Origin of the sequence: Natrinema sp. SYSU A 869, from assembly GCF_019879105.1 — an archaeon.
GTDB lineage: Archaea > Halobacteriota > Halobacteria > Halobacteriales > Natrialbaceae > Natrinema.
Map to the genome: position 1 here is coordinate 617,822 of NZ_CP082247.1, position 14,922 is coordinate 632,743.

A 14,922-nucleotide genomic window follows, 5' to 3' on the forward strand; every position below is an offset into this window, starting at 1 on the left:
TACTTAACTGTATCGGTCACGTACCTCCAATATGGGTGAGAAGCGGTCGAACCACACGGTGTACAACGTCAACTATCACTTCGTGTGGTGTCCGAAATACCGCCACGCGATTCTCGAACCAATCGAGGACACGTTGGAAGTGAGTTTCCGCGACGTGTGCGACGAGTACGGCTACGAGATACTGTCGCTCCAGATCTCACCCGACCACGTACACCTGTTCCTTTCAGCCCATCCGAAGCACGCGCCGAGCGAGATTGTACGAACGGTCAAGAGTATCACAGCACGGGAGATGTGGGAACAACACGAACCGTTCTTAGAGGAGTATCTGTGGGGTGATGGGTTTTGGGAGGAATCGTACTATGTAGGGACGGCAGGGGGTGTTTCAACCGACACGATTGAGCAGTATATCGAGCGAACGGAACACGTTTAGCAGGGCTTACGGCCTTCACCCTCGGGGTCAAGCCCCGAGGCACTCGGCCTGTTCCGCCAGTAGAAGAGCAGCAGTTTCGGGACTGCCTTGGAGGGACGAATCCGGATCGGGAACGATGAATTACTGCTACTTGCCGGAACTCACATCGCGCCGCCCATCCCACCCATGCCGCCCATTCCTCCCATTCCGCCGCCCATCCCACCGCCGGGGCCACCAGCAGGAGGCCCGCCCGCGTCGTCGTCATCGTCGGCGTCAACCTGGCCACCCTTGAGATCGCCAGCCGCGATAACGTCGTCGATGCGCAGGAGCATGGCCGCTGCCTCGGTTGCAGACTCAATCGCCTGGGTCTTTACGCGTAGCGGCTCAACTACGCCCGCTTCTTCCATGTTGATGACGTCACCGGTGTAGACATTGAGTCCTGCAGTCGTATTCCCGGCATCGTGCTGGCCCCGGAGTTCGACAAGTGAGTCGATCGTGTCGAGCCCGCCGTTCTCAGCAAGCGTGCGCGGGATAACTTCGAGTGCATCGGCGAAGGCTTCGACGGCCAGCTGCTCGCGGCCGCCAACACTGTCAGCGAACTGGCGCAGTTCGAGCGCAAGCTGGGTCTCGGGTGCACCGCCGCCGGGCAGTGCCTTCCCATCGTCGAGGGTGACGCGGACAACGCCAAGGCTGTCCTCGATGGCGCGTTCAATTTCGTCGACGACGTGTTCAGTACCGCCACGAAGCAGGAGCGTGACGGAGGTGGCGTCCTCAACATCTTCGACGACGATCTGTTGACTGCCACTGACGTCCTGCTGGGACACGGAGCCAGCAAAGCCGAGATCGTCGGATCCAATATCGGTGACGTCGCCCACGGTGCGGGCTCCGGTCGCGCGAGTGATCTGCTCGGCATCACTAGATTTGGCGCGACGTACCGCCAAGATGCCTGCGTCGGCGAGATATTGCTGGGCGATGTCATCAATACCATCCTGTGCGAAAACGACATCAGCGCCGGCGTCGATGATCTCGTCGACCATTTCACGGAGCTGCTCCTCTTCCTGGTTGAGGAACTGCTGGAGTTGATCGGGATCGGTGACGTTGACTTCAGTGTCAATCTCGGTTTCCTTGATCTCGAGGGCGTCGTCGAGCACTGCGACATCGGCGTCCTCAACGAGAGACGGCATGTCCTCGTTGACACGCTCTTTGTCGACGACAACACCCTCGATGAGTTCAGAGTCCTCGACTGTCCCCTCGGTAATCTTCTCGACCTTGATGTTGTCCGTATCAACACCATCATCGTCAGCAACGCTGCTGGCGGCGGTAACGACGAGGTCAGCCAACAGTTCTTTGGCATTCTCTGCGCCTTTGCCGGTCATTGCTGTGGCGGCAATCTGCTGGAGGAGTTCAGTGTCGTCGGCATCAACGTCGATCGACATATCCTCGACGATTCGTTTTGCTTCCTCGGCAGCTTGGCGGTACCCCTGTTCCAGAGACGTCGGGTGAACGTCCTGCTCGAGGAGGTCCTCAGCTTGCTTGAGAAGTTCACCACCGATGACGACAGCCGAGGTCGTCCCATCGCTGACTTCCGCTTCCTGTGTCTCCGCTACCTCAACAATCATATTGGCTGCGGGATGGTCAATTTCCATCTCCTTGAGGATCGTAACACCATCGTTCGTCACGACGACGTTGCCCGTCGAGCCGACGAGCATTTTGTCCATCCCCTTAGGACCGAGCGTTGTTCGGGCTGCCTCCGCGACGGCTTTCCCGGCGGTGATGTTCATCGACTGTGCGTCATCGCCAGAGGTTCGCTGACTGTCCTCGGAAAGGACGACCATCGGCTGATTGCCCATTTGCTCTGCCATAACTACTCATATGATTGATTGAGGTTCTATATATACGCTTCGGTATAGGATATATCATCGTCCTAAGATATAATCGACCTAAAGGAGTATAGATCTGGGTCGACGCAGACGCACAGTCACCACATCCGAGGCGCTTCTGTGGAGCCAGGTGCAGTCGGTTTCAGTCGCACAGGACAGTGGATCAGGGAACGCCGAGACGGCATTCTCGCTCACCATCCGAACGACATCTACCAGCCAGAACAGTGCTCTCCAAGGTGTTACACTGCCGCCGGATAGTGTTAGCGGCGTGGAGTTGATCCAGGCCTCGCTCACAAGCCAGAGACAACAGTGATGAGAGTATTAGTGATATGATATCTCAGGAAAGAAGACATGATCGACGCATATGTGCATATCTTGGCTGATCCCGGCGCCGTCACGACCGCGGTGAATGAGATCGGTGAACTCGGTGCAGTCGGGACGGTCCGTCGTGACTAGTGAATATAATATCATCGCACAACTTGACCTCAACGATCCGGATGCCCTCCCCAGGGTCGTTGCGGACGACATTTACGCCGTCACAGGTGTTATCGACACGGTAACGAACGTCGCCTTCACACCGTAACTGCGCGCCCTACCAACCCGGGAGGCTCCCAGTCAAGCCGAGCAGCGCGAGTCGTAGTCTCGGGCCTGCCACGCGTCGCCCCCTCCGAGAAGTCCGCAACAGGACCGTGTTGAAGCGACGCTGCGTCGTTCCGCGACCCAGCGCGGGATGAGCGTGGCCCCAACGCCAGGCCGCGCACCGCAAAGACGGTACGCAACCCGAGAGATGGCGCGGTGCCCGCTGACGGCACGGTTATGGGTTCTAGGAGGCCGCCTGGCTCTGGGTGACGTTCGAAAAGCGCTCACACTGTTCCGACAGGCCAGCGAGACCGCAAACGACCGCGGCCTAGAGACGGTGTCGGAGGACTGCATTGCGGTGAATCTCGAGGCGACCGAGCGCGAGGCGACCATTGGGAAACCACTTGCCCTACCGGCAAACCACTTCCTCGTGCTCACCGGCGTGACGGGCTGTGATCAGGGTGCGGCGATCAAACAGCCCGTGACGACGGAGGGCCACGAGCTCCTGCAGGGCGACGCGTTCCCGGCCGAGTTGTGTCTCGGCGAGCATGCCATTCGGGAGGTCGTCACCGACCTCGAGACGATGGGACTCGTTGAGACATGGATCGACGCGTGGGAGCGCGACGGCCGCGTGAAACAGATCACGACAACGTTCGAACCGGTGTGGGTCCACGAGGCTACCGACCCGTACACAACGGAGTCGGAATATCTGGTGGCGATGAACAGGCACTGAGCGCCAGTGCCAGCGACATCGTCCCAATGCAATACCTCTGGGTCTACAACCCGTGTGTCACCGTATCGCATGAGGCCGAGGGTTCGATCCTGCCACCATCAGAACGCGCCCGACGCACATGAATCTGGGAGCGCTACGTCCTGCGGAGGGAACACACAAGGAGGTCGTCTCGGAGATCGCGACTGAATTCGACGTCGGTGAGGAACCAGTCACCGCGGAGATTGCTTCGGTCTCCGACTGGCTCCCGCGACTCGACGAGTTCCGCGATATCGGAACGTGGCGTCTTGTCCAGAACTGGCTCAAGTCTGGTTCTGGACAAGCCACAAGTCAACTAGGCTTAAAAGAAGGATATTGACAAGAACGACGATTTCAATGTCTCCACTGCATAGTGGCAGTGCAGGAGTTCACTGACAAGCCTCGGGGCTTGACCCCGAGGCAGTTGATCAGAGCTGGTATGCAACTCTCGCTCAGCGGAGAACCAGATGGCTGCGCCTGATACCGACGTCTGTTCCGGACAAATGAGAATCAGATGCCGTCTGGCCCCTGTATTATACTGACTCGTTCAGGAGATTACTGATATGCTCATTGATCGCTTCGAGATCCTTGTCGAACACACCAAACATGGTAAAATGCCCCCACAAGCTAGGGATCGGTCGCAACTCACTGTCTGGAATCATCTTCTCCTCGTATTCGCAGTCTCGCACCGGGAAAAACATATCCTCCTCAAACGGCATGACGTATACTTTCGCCACAACTCGGCCAAGCGCTGCTTCAAGATCCCCATCGGTATTTCGGCTCACGTCGCCATGCTGCCATTTCGTCGCCATCGTGAGTAAATTATTCGGGTCCATTGGAAGAAACCAATTCTCCCAGAAGTTTGCCATGAAATCATCGACTGACTGGAACCCTGCCCGCTCCCAGGCCTGTTCGGATTGGTGATAGAACTGGGTGCTTAGACCCATGACCGACCAGATAAGAGCGTGTCGCCGCAGCCCTGTGTGAACGGCGTGCGGCTCCGTATAAAACCCATCATTCCATGCGGGGTCTGAACAGATCATCTCTTTGTGGGCCTCGATAAAAAGCTGGTCGTGTGGTGTGACCTTGGCCGTACCAGCGATCGGGGCAGCCCGCTTGACCATATCCGGATACCGAACGATCCACTCATAGGTTTGCTGTGCACCCATTGACCAGCCAAGGATGAGTTGGAATTCTTTAATCTCAAACTCCTCCGTGATGAGTTTGTGCTGGGCGCGGATGTCGTCCTCAATCATCACATCCGGGAAATAACCCATGCCACCGTCTTGCGGCGGCGTGTTGTGCGGTGACGTCGAGAGGCCATTCCCGAGCTGATTCGGGAGAATGACGAAATACTCTGTCGGGTCGATTGCCATATCTTCGCCGATAAACCGTTCCATATCCCGGTGGGTCCCGGAATACATATGGGGAAAGAGGATAACGTTATCCTTCTCGTCATTCAGGTCCCCGAACGTCTGATAGGCGGACGCTAGGCTGCCTTCTCTGGAACGAACGATCCACGCTTGAGGAGGACTGTGATCGCTGTTGCGGCTTGGTTACTTTTCGTTGTGCTTTCTCGAGCCACCTACGGCGCAATACTACAATTATCTTCATGTATACGATATTGTCTTACCAAAAATTATCGTATTTCGATGGATCGCTCTCTTGTACTGGCTGTCAACCTCCGTGGCAGTTTCGTTGACGCCTGAGAGCGCTCCGTTCATGAAATGCGAACGGATTATCCTCGAAACGTGTCGGGTAGAAACTTCCAGAGTGTGCCAATCTTTACAGATCATCGTCGCTTACCAACGCCACTGCCTCATTTCGGATCGCCAACACAGTGAGCGTCGTGTTTAAAACGGTCTCAACCCCACTGCATTCTCGAGACACACTGGTCGGTGCGGGCGAACGCAAAGACGCACAATTTCTGGGCGTTCCGCGCGTTCACCGATCGACTTGCGTGTACTGCCGAAGAGTTCGATATCACCGTCGAAGTCCGGCCCGAAGCGTGGACCTCCCAAGGGTGTCCGAATGCGGGCCCGCGACAGAGACGACGCGGCATCAAGACACGCTCACGTGTCCGTGTGGCTTCGAGGGCCACGCGGACCTCACGGCGTCAGAGACGTTCCTCCGACGCCATGAATCGACCGTACCACGGCCGATGGCACGGCCCGTGTGCCTCAGTGGGACGACCACCGATGGTCGGCGTCACCACGCGCTCACCGTCCCAACGAGGAGCAGACAGACCCGTGAGTTACCGCCGGGGAATCGGCGTATCCGACCCCAACGGTGGAATCCTCGCGCTTCAGCGCGGGGAGGATGTCAATCTAGCACTCAAGCGTTTTCTGCAATGGTCACACCACCCAAGAGACTGAGCTTCTACACTGTACACTACATAGTGCTCGGTATTAATCCCGTCGGCACATCTATTAGTGTGTGGATTCTACACTGGGGTAGAGGTAAATCGGACATGTCTGGGAACACCGGACGCGACGAAAGTGGACAGTTTGAGTCTGAGCTTGACAACGAGGACATCATGAGCTACTTCATCAAAGGACGGCCATTCCACACCGCACAAGAGGTGGCAGACCGGTTTGGTATTGACCGGTCAACCGCATACCGACGGTTGAGTCGGTTAGAAGACGAGGATAGACTTGAGAAGGTTTCTCTTGGCAGTCGAACGGTTGTCTGGTGGTACACAGCGGACACGGAAGCAACTCCCGATGAGATCGGTCCTGATGACCCGCTCTTCTCTGCTCCAAAGTTCTCAGTTGATGAGCCCGTTGATGAAGACGAGATTGACGATGTCCTCTACGGCGAGATTGAGGGATGAGCGGCCCAGGAACCACACCCTTGTTCGTTGATACGGGCGCGTTTTTCGCTCATTTTGTTGCAACATCTCCTCGCCACGAGCGTGCTCGTGCAGTGATGGATGCTATCCAAGCAGGTGATCTCCGCTTTCGTCCGATATATACCACGGGATATGTCCTCAGTGAACTGACAACGCTAATCCTGCGTAAGAAGAACCACGAGAAAGCCATGGACACGTTGAGTCGCATCCGGAATTCACCAGTAGTGACTATTCTCCACTCAGATGAATCGCAGTTCGAATCAGTCTGCGATGAATTTGAGCGGTTCGATGACCAGCAGATTTCATTTGTAGATCATACGACTAGCACGCTCGCAAGTGAATTTGACGCGGAACATATCTTCGCCTTCGATAGTGATTTCCGGACGCTGGGATTCTCGCTTGTTCCGGACGACATCAATCTCCCAGAGGAGTGATCAATAGCTGCGAATCAGACGTCCGATAACGAGTGACCCGCTGTGACGGTTACCGTTCCTCGTCTGCGAACAGCTCTTCCTCAAACTCCGAGAGTAGACTTGGATCGAGGTCCGGGAGCGTCCAGTCTGCCGGAAGGTCATCGGTTATCCCTGTTTCATGAGCAAGCTGGCGAATCCGCTGTTTCACGTCCGGATTCAACGTGAATGAGTAGTCGATCTCCTCTTCCCACTCCCAGTACATCGGAACATGGGGGTTCAGGAAGCCCCGCTCTAGGTCTGCAACCGCTCCAAAGTAGTACCGCGTTGGACCAACCTCGAACGTCATTCGTTCGATGGTTCCAGTAAGAGTCTCAGACGTCACTAATTCTTCGAAAACATCGATTGCCGTGTGCTGGTCAGCATAGAACGCCGTTTTGAGCGTTATGCTCGTCCACTTGTGCTCTGTGTCGGCCAGTGCGCGTAACTGGTCACCCACTGAATGGGCAGGATGACCGATCCCCCATCCGTGTACGATTCTTCAAACGCTACCGCAAATTCGCCCACGTACTCAGGAATCACACCCAGGTACGCGAGTGCCTCCGCCGGGACCGAATTGATGCCCTCGGAGAGGCGGGTCCGGACGAGAGAGCGCCCCATCGCGTTCGCAATCACGTGTGCAACTTCCGGAAGCCTGTCTTCTCGTGGGTCATACGCGTCTACGAACTCAACGAGCATATCCCAGCCATTCGCTTGCGCTGCCGTATCCAGCCCCTCGGCAAGTGACTCGTAGTACGCAAACAATATGTCGTGATGAGTATCGTCAGAGCGCGATTCAGTCTGTGTCGATTTTTCGTCAGTGCCGTCTCGTACTCCGCGACTGCACGATAGAGGGCCGACAGGTCGCCTTCTTTAGCTTCCTCGATGATGTCTGAGAGGTCGCTCACGAGTGCCGGGTATTCGGTCTCGACAGCCACTGAATCAGGAGCCGGGTCGGCTGGTGACGATGAGTCAATTGGTGTATCGTCGGTGGATTCAGACGAGCACTCATAGAGCCTGAAACGCGAAAGGGTATCGAACGACGCACCACAGTGGTCACACTCGTAGCTCATTGGTCAGTGAGTCTCGTCGTCTCTCCAGGAATGTCCACATCCGCTGGCAGAACGATCCGGCGTTCGGTGTACTCGAGGTCCCCCGACCAGTAATCGATCGCGGCCCGGCGACAGGACTCGACGGTCTCGAACGCGCGCCGCGAGGTCTGGTCCTCGAGGACGTCGCCGAGCAACGCCCCAAGTTCGCGGACGTCCTGCCGGACGCCCCTGTTGTGCAGTCTCATGTCCTTTGAGATATGGTAAAAACCTAGCAGGAGCAGCGATCGCCCTTCTGGACTCGTACCCTCGAGACGCGACGGCGGAGAGTGGCCCGGTACTGAGACGGTCGTGCGGAACGAACCGGTGTTGAGCTAGCGGTAGCGTCCCAGCGCGGGCGACGAATAACCAGAATGGATAAATACCGGAGGGTGGCAATATGTTGCCATGGTGTTTCGCTAGATGTCCCGCAACGAGCCCTCCTCGAACGAGACCATCGAGCGTCAGTACGAAGAGTACGTGATGCCGATCTGGAAGTCGTTAAACGTTCCCATCCGCCGCGCGACCGACTGTACGGTCGAGGACTTCGACGGGAACGAATATCTCGACGTCTTCTCTGGGATCTCGGTGACGAACGTGGGCCACCGCAACGGTGCGGTCGCCGACGCGGCGACGGCCCAGCTCGACGAGTTCGTCCACGGCTGTTCCTACGTCCATCCGAACAGACCGGTCGCCGAACTGGCCGAACGACTCGCCGAGATCACCCCCGGCGACCTCCGGAAGAGCTTCTTCTGTAACTCCGGAACCGAAGCCGTCGAGGGCGCCATCAAGCTCGCCCGAAAGTACACCGGCAGCAAAGAGGTCGTCGCCCTCGAGATGGGGTTCCACGGCCGGACGCTGGGCAGCCTGGCGCTGACCGGCAATCACACCTACAAACACGACATGGGGCCGACGATCAACGACGCGGTCCACGCACCGGCACCGTACCGCTACCGGTGGCCCGACGAGACGAGGTCGGCGTCCGAATTCGCAGCTCGCTCTGCCGCCGAGATCGAACACGTGATCGGTACCCATACGAGCGACGATCTTGCCGCGGTCGTCGTCGAACCGATCATGGGCGAAGGTGGTATTATTGTGCCACCAGAAGGCTGGCTCGAGCGGGTCCGGGAGATCACTCACGATCACGGCGCGCTCCTCATCGTCGACGAGGTCCAGACGGGCTACGGGCGGACGGGAGCGATGTTCGCCAGTGAGCACGTCGACGTCACCCCCGACATCCTCACGCAGGCCAAGGGCATCGCGAACGGGCTCCCGCTCGGTGCGTTTACCGCGCCACCGGAGATCGCGGACGCGTTCGACGCGGGCGACCATCTCTCGACGTTCGGCGGTAATCCGATCGCCTGTGCCGCCGCGCTGGCGACGATCGACGAACTGCAAGGCGGGATCGTCGCCGAGACCGCGGAGAAAGGGAGGTGGCTCTCGGAGCGCCTCACCGAGCTCGCGGCCGACTTCGACGTCGTCGGCGAGACCCGCGGGCGCGGGCTCATGCAGGGCGTGGAACTCGTCGACCTGAGTGCGACCGGGCCACGCGACGCCGCGCCGGCCCCGGACAAGACGCTCGCGGCGGCCGTTGCCGACGAGCTTCGGGAACGAGGCATCATCATGGGCGTCGGCGGCTACTACAAGAACGTGCTCCGGTTCCAGCCGCCGCTTACGATCTCCACCGAGCAGCTCGACCGAACGCTCGCGGCACTCCGAACGGTGCTCGCGGAGGCAACCGATGAGTGAGGATCGATCGCGCGCCCGCGCGTTCCGGGAGCGCCACGACGGGGCCGGTCTCGAACTCGCGTACGCCGGCCAGCAGACGTTTCTCAAGGGCGAGCCGCGAGACGTCGAGGACCTCGACGACGTCGACGTCGCCGTGCTGGGCGCCCCCCTCGACGCCGCTGCGAGCAACAGACCGGGCGCACGCTACGGCCCAGCGGCCGTTCGCGAGGCGAGTACCTGGTGGGCGTACCTGTCGGGCTACAAGGGTGGACTGACGAACATGAACACGCGCGCCCAAGTCGACTTCAGCGATCTGACGGTTGCCGACTGCGGCGACGTCCCGGTCTTCCCGCAGGACCAAGAGACGTCCGCGGAGAGCATCACCGCACACGTCGCGACCGCGGCCGAACGGGCGTTCCCGGTGATGATCGGCGGTGACCACTACTGTACGTATCCCGCCTACCGCGGGTTCGCGGAGGCGATCGACGCCGAGCGCGTCGGTCTCGTGCAGATCGACGCCCACACGGACACCGCCGAGGAGAGTCCGATTTTCGGCGAGCACTTCCACGGCTCGCCCACGCGGCTGATCGCGGAGTCGGACTACGGCGACTACGCGAATATCAGCCAGATCGGGATCCGGGGGTACGAGTCGCCGGGGTTCTTCGACTTCGCCGAGGAGACCGGGCTGGGCCTCTACACGATGCGCGACGTCCACGAACGGGGTATCCGTGACATCGTCACCGACGCGATCGACCACGCCGCCGACGGGGCGGACGCCGTCTACCTGACGTTCGATATCGACTCGGTCGATCCGAGCGTCGCGCCGGGCACGGGGACGCCCGAGCCCGCCGGCCTGAGCAGTCGGCAAGCGCTCACGATCATGGAGATCCTCGGGACGCACGACGCGATCGGCGCCGCGGACCTCATGGAGGTCGCTCCCGACCACGATCCCACGCGATCGACCCAGACGCTGGCTGCCTACCTCCTCGTCACGCTCCTCGAGCGCCAGTTCGCGGAGTAACTACGTCCGGCGGGCCCGCACGACCGAGACCCGCTCGAACCGCGAGCGCGGCACGAGGCCGGACAGCGTTTCCCACGACTCGGCGTAGCCGTCCGCCGTCAGTAGCGAGAGGACGAGTTCGCCGACCGCCCCGTAGGTCATCGACGCGAACCCCCAACCCGGTTTTTCAGTCGGGAACGGGCCGTCCTCGCGGGGCTTCCGGACGTCGAGGACCCCACCGAGTCGATCGCGCGCCTCGATCGCGAGGTCCACGGCCTCGTCGTACCGCGTGAGCGGGAACTCCCGGTTGTCGACCACGAACAGGGCGGGCACGTCGCTGTCGTCGAACGCGGGCCGGACCGCGGTGCGCCCCGCTTCGGTCAACAGACTGACGACGTCGACCGTCGATCCCTCGCCGCTGATCGCATCCGTATACCGCAGGACTGCCCCGCCGTTGTCGGGATCGAACGCCCCCTCGTGGGGAAACGCGTCGGCGTCATGGCCCGCATAGTACTCGACGATGCCGGCCGTCCGGAGCTCGGCGTTGATGCCGCGCGAGAGCAACACCCCGTCGAGCGTGATACTCGAGGGGGCAGAGAGGCGCACTAGGTCGGCCGATTCGCTGTCGGCGCTTGCGAACACGTCCTCCTCGATCGCGAGCCGGATCGGCCCGAGCGGCGTCTCGGCGAGCGGTTCGATCGCATCCAGTGCGGCGTCGAGCTCCGCCCGCGGGACGGTGATGGAGGCGGCGACGACCTCACCGGTGTCCTCGAACGGATCGTACGTGACTTGCCCGGTCAGCGTTCGGATCCGCTCGCGGACCTGCTCGAGGCGGGCGCCGACGTGGCCCCGCTCGAGTTCCGACTGGCCCTCCGGCGTCAGACAGCGCCCCTTCCCGGGTATTTTCTTGGTATAGCCGGCGTCGTCCAGGTTCGAGAGCATGAGGCGCACGGTGCGGCTCTTGATGGAATACCCGTGCCGGTTCAGCAGGTCGACCAGCCGGATACTACCGATCGGTTCGTGACCGTCGATGAGGCGGAGGAGATCGTACGCTCGACGGTCGAGATTCTCGGGCATAGCCCTACGGCTCTCCCAGAGTCCAATAAACGTATCCGTCGTCGGGCCAGGCCGGACGCGGCGGCCCACGGCCGCCCGACGGACTCCCATGATAGAAACTGTTAAATACCATAATGTGGCAATCCTTTTCCATGGTAGTGTCGCCCATTGACACAGGTGTACTGACACTCTACATGCTCGGCCTGCTCGCTGTCGGGTACTGGGGGTATCAAAAATCGGACACGCTCGACGACTATCTCGTTGCGGGTCGGAACATTCCGATCTGGATGTACATACCCGTCATGTCGGCCGTCATCCTCGGCGGCGCCTCGACGATCGGCGGTGGCGGCCTCGGCTACCAGAACGGGATCTCCGGGGCGTGGCTCGTCATTATGCTCGGGCTCGGCACCATCGCGCTTGGGCTCCTGATATCGACGAATCTCGCCAGTCTCAAGGCCTATTCGCTCGGCGAGGTCCTCGAGCGGCGGTACGACCGCTACTCCGGGACGATCGGGGCCGTCATTGCCGGGATCTACGCGCTCACGCTCGCGATCACGCAGACGATCGCGATCGGCAAGGTGTTGAGCGTCCTGTTCGGCTTCGAGCAGAACACGATGATTCTGGCTGCCGGGGCCATCGTCATCAGTTACACGATGCTGGGCGGAATGCTCTCCGTGACGATCACCGACTTCGTCCAGTGGTGTATCATGACGGTCGGAATCTTCTTCCTCGCCCTGCCGCTCGGCCTGGACGCCGTCGGCGGTTTCTCCGGCCTCGCGGCCGAACTGAATCCCTCGTACTTCGATATCACCGCGATCGGGTGGCAGACGATTGCCAGCTATTTCCTGCTGTACGTCCTCGGCATCATGATTGGTCAGGACGTCTGGCAGCGGGTCTTTACGGCCGACTCGACGGAGACCGCCCGCACGGGCACGATCGCGGCCGGGTCGTTCGCCGTCGTCTACGGAATCGTCACCGCCCTCCTCGGGGCGATCGCCGTCGTGCTCCTCCCGAACCTCGCGGATCCCGAACTCGCGCTCCCGCGGTTGATCCTGGAAATCGTGCCGGTCGGCTTCTCGGGTCTCATCCTCGCGGGCTTCATCTCGGCGATGATGTCGACCGCGGACTCGGCGCTGCTCGCCTCGAGTACCCTGTTCACGAATGACGTGTACAAACGCTTCGTCAATCCCGACGCCTCGGACGAGACCTATGCGCGCGTCTCCCGTACACTCATCCTCGTACTCGGCGTCGTGATGGTCTACGCGGCGATCGCGATCGGCAACGTTGTCCAGGCTCTGTCGCTGACCTATGCCCTGCTGAGCGGAAGCATCTTCGTGCCCATCTTCGCGGCGTTCTTTTGGGAGAGGGCGACGTGGCAAGGCGCCCTCTCATCAATCTTCATCAGCGCGACCGTCGTGATCGCGACCATCTGGCTGCACGGCTTCGCGTCGAACCTCCCGATCATCTACGGCCTAGCCACGAGCGTGGTTTCGTTCACAACAGTGAGTCTCCTCACCGGGCCGCCCGCACAGGAGAAACTCAGCGCCTGGGTCGACAGCCTCGACTCGTCGCCATCTGCTGACTGACCCGCTCGCTCGCCAGCTACTCGAGCGCTACGACGCGGGCCCACAGCGAGCGCGCGGCTAGTCGTCTGCATCTGCTCTCGCGGGCGGCACGCCAGCGGCCGAGCCGGGTGTGCTCGTGGAGGTGTGCCACCACCTGAGGCCGACAACAATCTGGTCGTCGACACCCATAAGAAGGTGATAATGACGATTGGGGATATGTCAAACTACACCACCCCAGTCGTCGACCGGAGAGACCCAACGAGCGGGTAAACCATCTACCACCACGACCGCGTCCGAACAGCCCGCGGTCAGCCCCATGTGTCCAATCGCTGCTAGCATCTGATCCGGAAGTTCCTCGGTTACAAGGAAGAACAGGTCGGGACACCGGGGACCGCCGATCACTGTCTCGACGCGGTTCGCTACGCCTGTATGGGGGCCAGCGACCAGGTGGGGCGCCGCAGTGGGGCCGCAGGCGTCGAGTCACGGCCCGCCACCAGTGGCGGACGTCCGGCCCTGCGCTCCCAGCGGCTGGGGGCACGAACGGCCGGTACGCGACCGAGCCCCACGGCTGGCGTGGTCACACTCTCTGTCTCTCGTCCAAATCGCGGCCTCGAGCGGAAGACCAGTGGTGCTCGGCTCGCTGTCAGTGCCGGGCAGATGCGGAGTCGCCATGATCTGTGACCGTGTCCGTCTCGGTGGGGACTGGCACTTTCACCTCAGTTAGCTGCTGGGCGGGCTGATCGAGAGGGCTGACGCTCGGTGACGGTAGTGATGCCAGCCAAGTCCTGCTGCGCAACAACCCACGATAGGCTCGTCTCGCGCCGCCAGGGTGACAGCGTCACTCGTCGCGATCGGACGTGATCACGGAGAAGACCTGCCCGGAACGGAACGCCCTCGAGAGGGGAGAGGTGGGGGTTTAAGCACAGCCCTGTGGCCCGTTCCCACGGAGGACGACCAACGATGCCTGACCGACACACTGCCCTCACTGACCGACGACGCGAGCGAGCACCGTTTGAACCGGGCGACCGGGTCCGCATCTCGATCGCTGAGCCTGACGATGTCGACCGCCGCCACAATGGCAAGTGGGGGACTGTCGAGAACGTAGTGGGTGGCGACGACCTGGACGAGCTGTTGGAGCTGGACGATCCACGGCAGTCGTGGTGTGTCGATGTGCGGACCGACGACGGCATGCTGGTCCCGTCCCATCCGCACGATCTTCGCCCGCTCGGCACAGACGGCAAGCGGGAAGATGGTCCCTGAGTGATCCGGCCCGACTCTTGTCGCGGCCGCCATCGACTCGCTCGAGCGGCGGCAGCGATTTCACTCGTGGGTGGGTCTCGTGGATGGGTGCACTCTAGGCGCTCCATCCATGCAGACCGAGCTGCCTGCCTCCGATGACGCCCGTAGCGCCCTCGTCCTGTCTGGCACTGCTCGAGACCTCGCAAGTAGCTCAACCGACAGGGCACTGCTATCGCCGATGCGATCCAGGCGCTCTAAGACGGGGCCGACAAGTCCCACATTCGCACTACGGCACGGCCTGCATACATGCGAGTTGCAGATGGGCGGCTC

Annotated in this window: 15 protein-coding genes and 1 pseudogene; 10 read left to right on the top strand and 6 right to left on the bottom strand. The window is 60.7% G+C overall.

The genetic code is table 11. The features are described from left to right. Nucleotides 1-31: 31 nt before the first annotated feature. Nucleotides 32-430, top strand: a complete 399-nt coding sequence (gene tnpA, locus K6I40_RS02820) for an IS200/IS605 family transposase (protein WP_222912764.1) — start codon at nucleotides 32-34, stop codon at nucleotides 428-430. A 140-nt stretch (nucleotides 431-570) separates the two neighbouring features. Here tnpA and thsA read toward each other — a convergent pair whose 3' ends face one another. Next, nucleotides 571-2,259, bottom strand: a complete 1,689-nt coding sequence (gene thsA, locus K6I40_RS02825) for a thermosome subunit alpha (RefSeq protein WP_222913616.1) — start codon at nucleotides 2,257-2,259, stop codon at nucleotides 571-573. Between the two features lie 478 nt (nucleotides 2,260-2,737). On the opposite strand from thsA, the gene K6I40_RS27760 reads away from it, so the two are divergent. Then, nucleotides 2,738-2,872 (top strand): hypothetical protein, encoded by a 135-nt coding sequence (locus K6I40_RS27760; RefSeq protein ID WP_255681347.1) that lies wholly within the window; start codon nucleotides 2,738-2,740, stop codon nucleotides 2,870-2,872. A 147-nt stretch (nucleotides 2,873-3,019) separates the two neighbouring features. Further along, the gene (locus K6I40_RS02830) at nucleotides 3,020-3,601 is read left to right on the top strand and encodes a hypothetical protein (RefSeq protein ID WP_222912765.1); all 582 of its coding nucleotides are present in this window, start codon (nucleotides 3,020-3,022) and stop codon (nucleotides 3,599-3,601) included. 548 nt (nucleotides 3,602-4,149) lie between these two features. On the opposite strand, the gene K6I40_RS02835 is transcribed toward K6I40_RS02830, so the two are convergent. Continuing rightward, on the bottom strand, nucleotides 4,150-5,133 hold the full coding sequence (locus K6I40_RS02835) for an alpha/beta fold hydrolase (RefSeq protein ID WP_222913619.1): 984 nt from the start codon (nucleotides 5,131-5,133) through the stop codon (nucleotides 4,150-4,152). A gap of 360 nt (nucleotides 5,134-5,493) precedes the next feature. Between K6I40_RS02835 and K6I40_RS02840 the strand changes: the two are divergent. The 3 genes and pseudogenes from K6I40_RS02840 to K6I40_RS02850 all read left to right on the top strand — a co-directional run. Continuing rightward, a pseudogene (locus K6I40_RS02840) lies at nucleotides 5,494-5,869 on the top strand (zinc ribbon domain-containing protein); the annotation flags it as partial. Nucleotides 5,870-6,086: 217 nt separating this feature from the next. After that, on the top strand, nucleotides 6,087-6,449 hold the full coding sequence (locus K6I40_RS02845; RefSeq protein WP_222912766.1) for a helix-turn-helix domain-containing protein: 363 nt from the start codon (nucleotides 6,087-6,089) through the stop codon (nucleotides 6,447-6,449). Then, nucleotides 6,446-6,901 carry a PIN domain-containing protein gene (locus tag K6I40_RS02850; RefSeq protein ID WP_222912767.1) on the top strand — a complete coding sequence of 152 codons (456 nt, stop codon included), beginning with the start codon at nucleotides 6,446-6,448 and terminating at the stop codon, nucleotides 6,899-6,901. Before K6I40_RS02845 ends, K6I40_RS02850 begins: the two co-directional genes overlap by 4 nt. 49 nt (nucleotides 6,902-6,950) lie before the next feature. On the opposite strand, the gene K6I40_RS02855 is transcribed toward K6I40_RS02850, so the two are convergent. From K6I40_RS02855 to K6I40_RS02865, 3 genes are all read right to left on the bottom strand, one after another. Then, the gene (locus K6I40_RS02855) at nucleotides 6,951-7,226 is read right to left on the bottom strand and encodes a hypothetical protein (RefSeq protein WP_222912768.1); all 276 of its coding nucleotides are present in this window, start codon (nucleotides 7,224-7,226) and stop codon (nucleotides 6,951-6,953) included. A 95-nt stretch (nucleotides 7,227-7,321) separates the two neighbouring features. Further along, complete coding sequence (locus tag K6I40_RS02860) at nucleotides 7,322-7,615, bottom strand: hypothetical protein (RefSeq protein ID WP_222912769.1); 294 nt, start codon at nucleotides 7,613-7,615, stop codon at nucleotides 7,322-7,324. Nucleotides 7,616-7,985: 370 nt separating this feature from the next. Continuing rightward, nucleotides 7,986-8,213, bottom strand: a complete 228-nt coding sequence (locus K6I40_RS02865) for a hypothetical protein (RefSeq protein ID WP_222913658.1) — start codon at nucleotides 8,211-8,213, stop codon at nucleotides 7,986-7,988. A 214-nt stretch (nucleotides 8,214-8,427) separates the two neighbouring features. On the opposite strand from K6I40_RS02865, the gene K6I40_RS02870 reads away from it, so the two are divergent. Both K6I40_RS02870 and K6I40_RS02875 read left to right on the top strand, forming a co-directional pair. Beyond that, nucleotides 8,428-9,753 carry an aspartate aminotransferase family protein gene (locus tag K6I40_RS02870; protein WP_222912770.1) on the top strand — a complete coding sequence of 442 codons (1,326 nt, stop codon included), beginning with the start codon at nucleotides 8,428-8,430 and terminating at the stop codon, nucleotides 9,751-9,753. Then, the gene (locus K6I40_RS02875; RefSeq protein ID WP_222912771.1) at nucleotides 9,746-10,753 is read left to right on the top strand and encodes an agmatinase family protein; all 1,008 of its coding nucleotides are present in this window, start codon (nucleotides 9,746-9,748) and stop codon (nucleotides 10,751-10,753) included. The genes K6I40_RS02870 and K6I40_RS02875 overlap by 8 nt, the downstream gene beginning before the upstream one ends. Here K6I40_RS02875 and K6I40_RS02880 read toward each other — a convergent pair whose 3' ends face one another. Beyond that, nucleotides 10,754-11,809, bottom strand: coding sequence for an NrpR regulatory domain-containing protein (locus tag K6I40_RS02880; protein ID WP_222912772.1), 1,056 nt, complete (start codon nucleotides 11,807-11,809; stop codon nucleotides 10,754-10,756). Between the two features lie 131 nt (nucleotides 11,810-11,940). Here K6I40_RS02880 and K6I40_RS02885 point away from each other — a divergent pair, with 131 nt between their 5' ends. Together K6I40_RS02885 and K6I40_RS02890 are read left to right on the top strand one after the other, a co-directional pair. Continuing rightward, complete coding sequence (locus K6I40_RS02885) at nucleotides 11,941-13,374, top strand: sodium:solute symporter (RefSeq protein WP_222912773.1); 1,434 nt, start codon at nucleotides 11,941-11,943, stop codon at nucleotides 13,372-13,374. A 939-nt stretch (nucleotides 13,375-14,313) separates the two neighbouring features. Next, nucleotides 14,314-14,613, top strand: a complete 300-nt coding sequence (locus K6I40_RS02890; RefSeq protein WP_222912774.1) for a hypothetical protein — start codon at nucleotides 14,314-14,316, stop codon at nucleotides 14,611-14,613. The last annotated feature ends 309 nt before the right edge of the window (nucleotides 14,614-14,922 follow it).

Coding starts and splice junctions, on each gene's coding strand:
- tnpA (WP_222912764.1), top strand. CDS start 32: ATGGGTGAGAAGCGGTCGAACCACACGGTGTACAACGTCAACTATCAC.
- thsA (WP_222913616.1), bottom strand. CDS start 2,259: ATGGGCAATCAGCCGATGGTCGTCCTTTCCGAGGACAGTCAGCGAACC.
- K6I40_RS02830 (WP_222912765.1), top strand. CDS start 3,020: ATGAGCGTGGCCCCAACGCCAGGCCGCGCACCGCAAAGACGGTACGCA.
- K6I40_RS02845 (WP_222912766.1), top strand. CDS start 6,087: ATGTCTGGGAACACCGGACGCGACGAAAGTGGACAGTTTGAGTCTGAG.
- K6I40_RS02850 (WP_222912767.1), top strand. CDS start 6,446: ATGAGCGGCCCAGGAACCACACCCTTGTTCGTTGATACGGGCGCGTTT.
- K6I40_RS02855 (WP_222912768.1), bottom strand. CDS start 7,226: ATGACGTTCGAGGTTGGTCCAACGCGGTACTACTTTGGAGCGGTTGCA.
- K6I40_RS02860 (WP_222912769.1), bottom strand. CDS start 7,615: ATGCTCGTTGAGTTCGTAGACGCGTATGACCCACGAGAAGACAGGCTT.
- K6I40_RS02865 (WP_222913658.1), bottom strand. CDS start 8,213: ATGAGACTGCACAACAGGGGCGTCCGGCAGGACGTCCGCGAACTTGGG.
- K6I40_RS02870 (WP_222912770.1), top strand. CDS start 8,428: ATGTCCCGCAACGAGCCCTCCTCGAACGAGACCATCGAGCGTCAGTAC.
- K6I40_RS02875 (WP_222912771.1), top strand. CDS start 9,746: ATGAGTGAGGATCGATCGCGCGCCCGCGCGTTCCGGGAGCGCCACGAC.
- K6I40_RS02880 (WP_222912772.1), bottom strand. CDS start 11,809: ATGCCCGAGAATCTCGACCGTCGAGCGTACGATCTCCTCCGCCTCATC.
- K6I40_RS02885 (WP_222912773.1), top strand. CDS start 11,941: ATGGTAGTGTCGCCCATTGACACAGGTGTACTGACACTCTACATGCTC.
- K6I40_RS02890 (WP_222912774.1), top strand. CDS start 14,314: ATGCCTGACCGACACACTGCCCTCACTGACCGACGACGCGAGCGAGCA.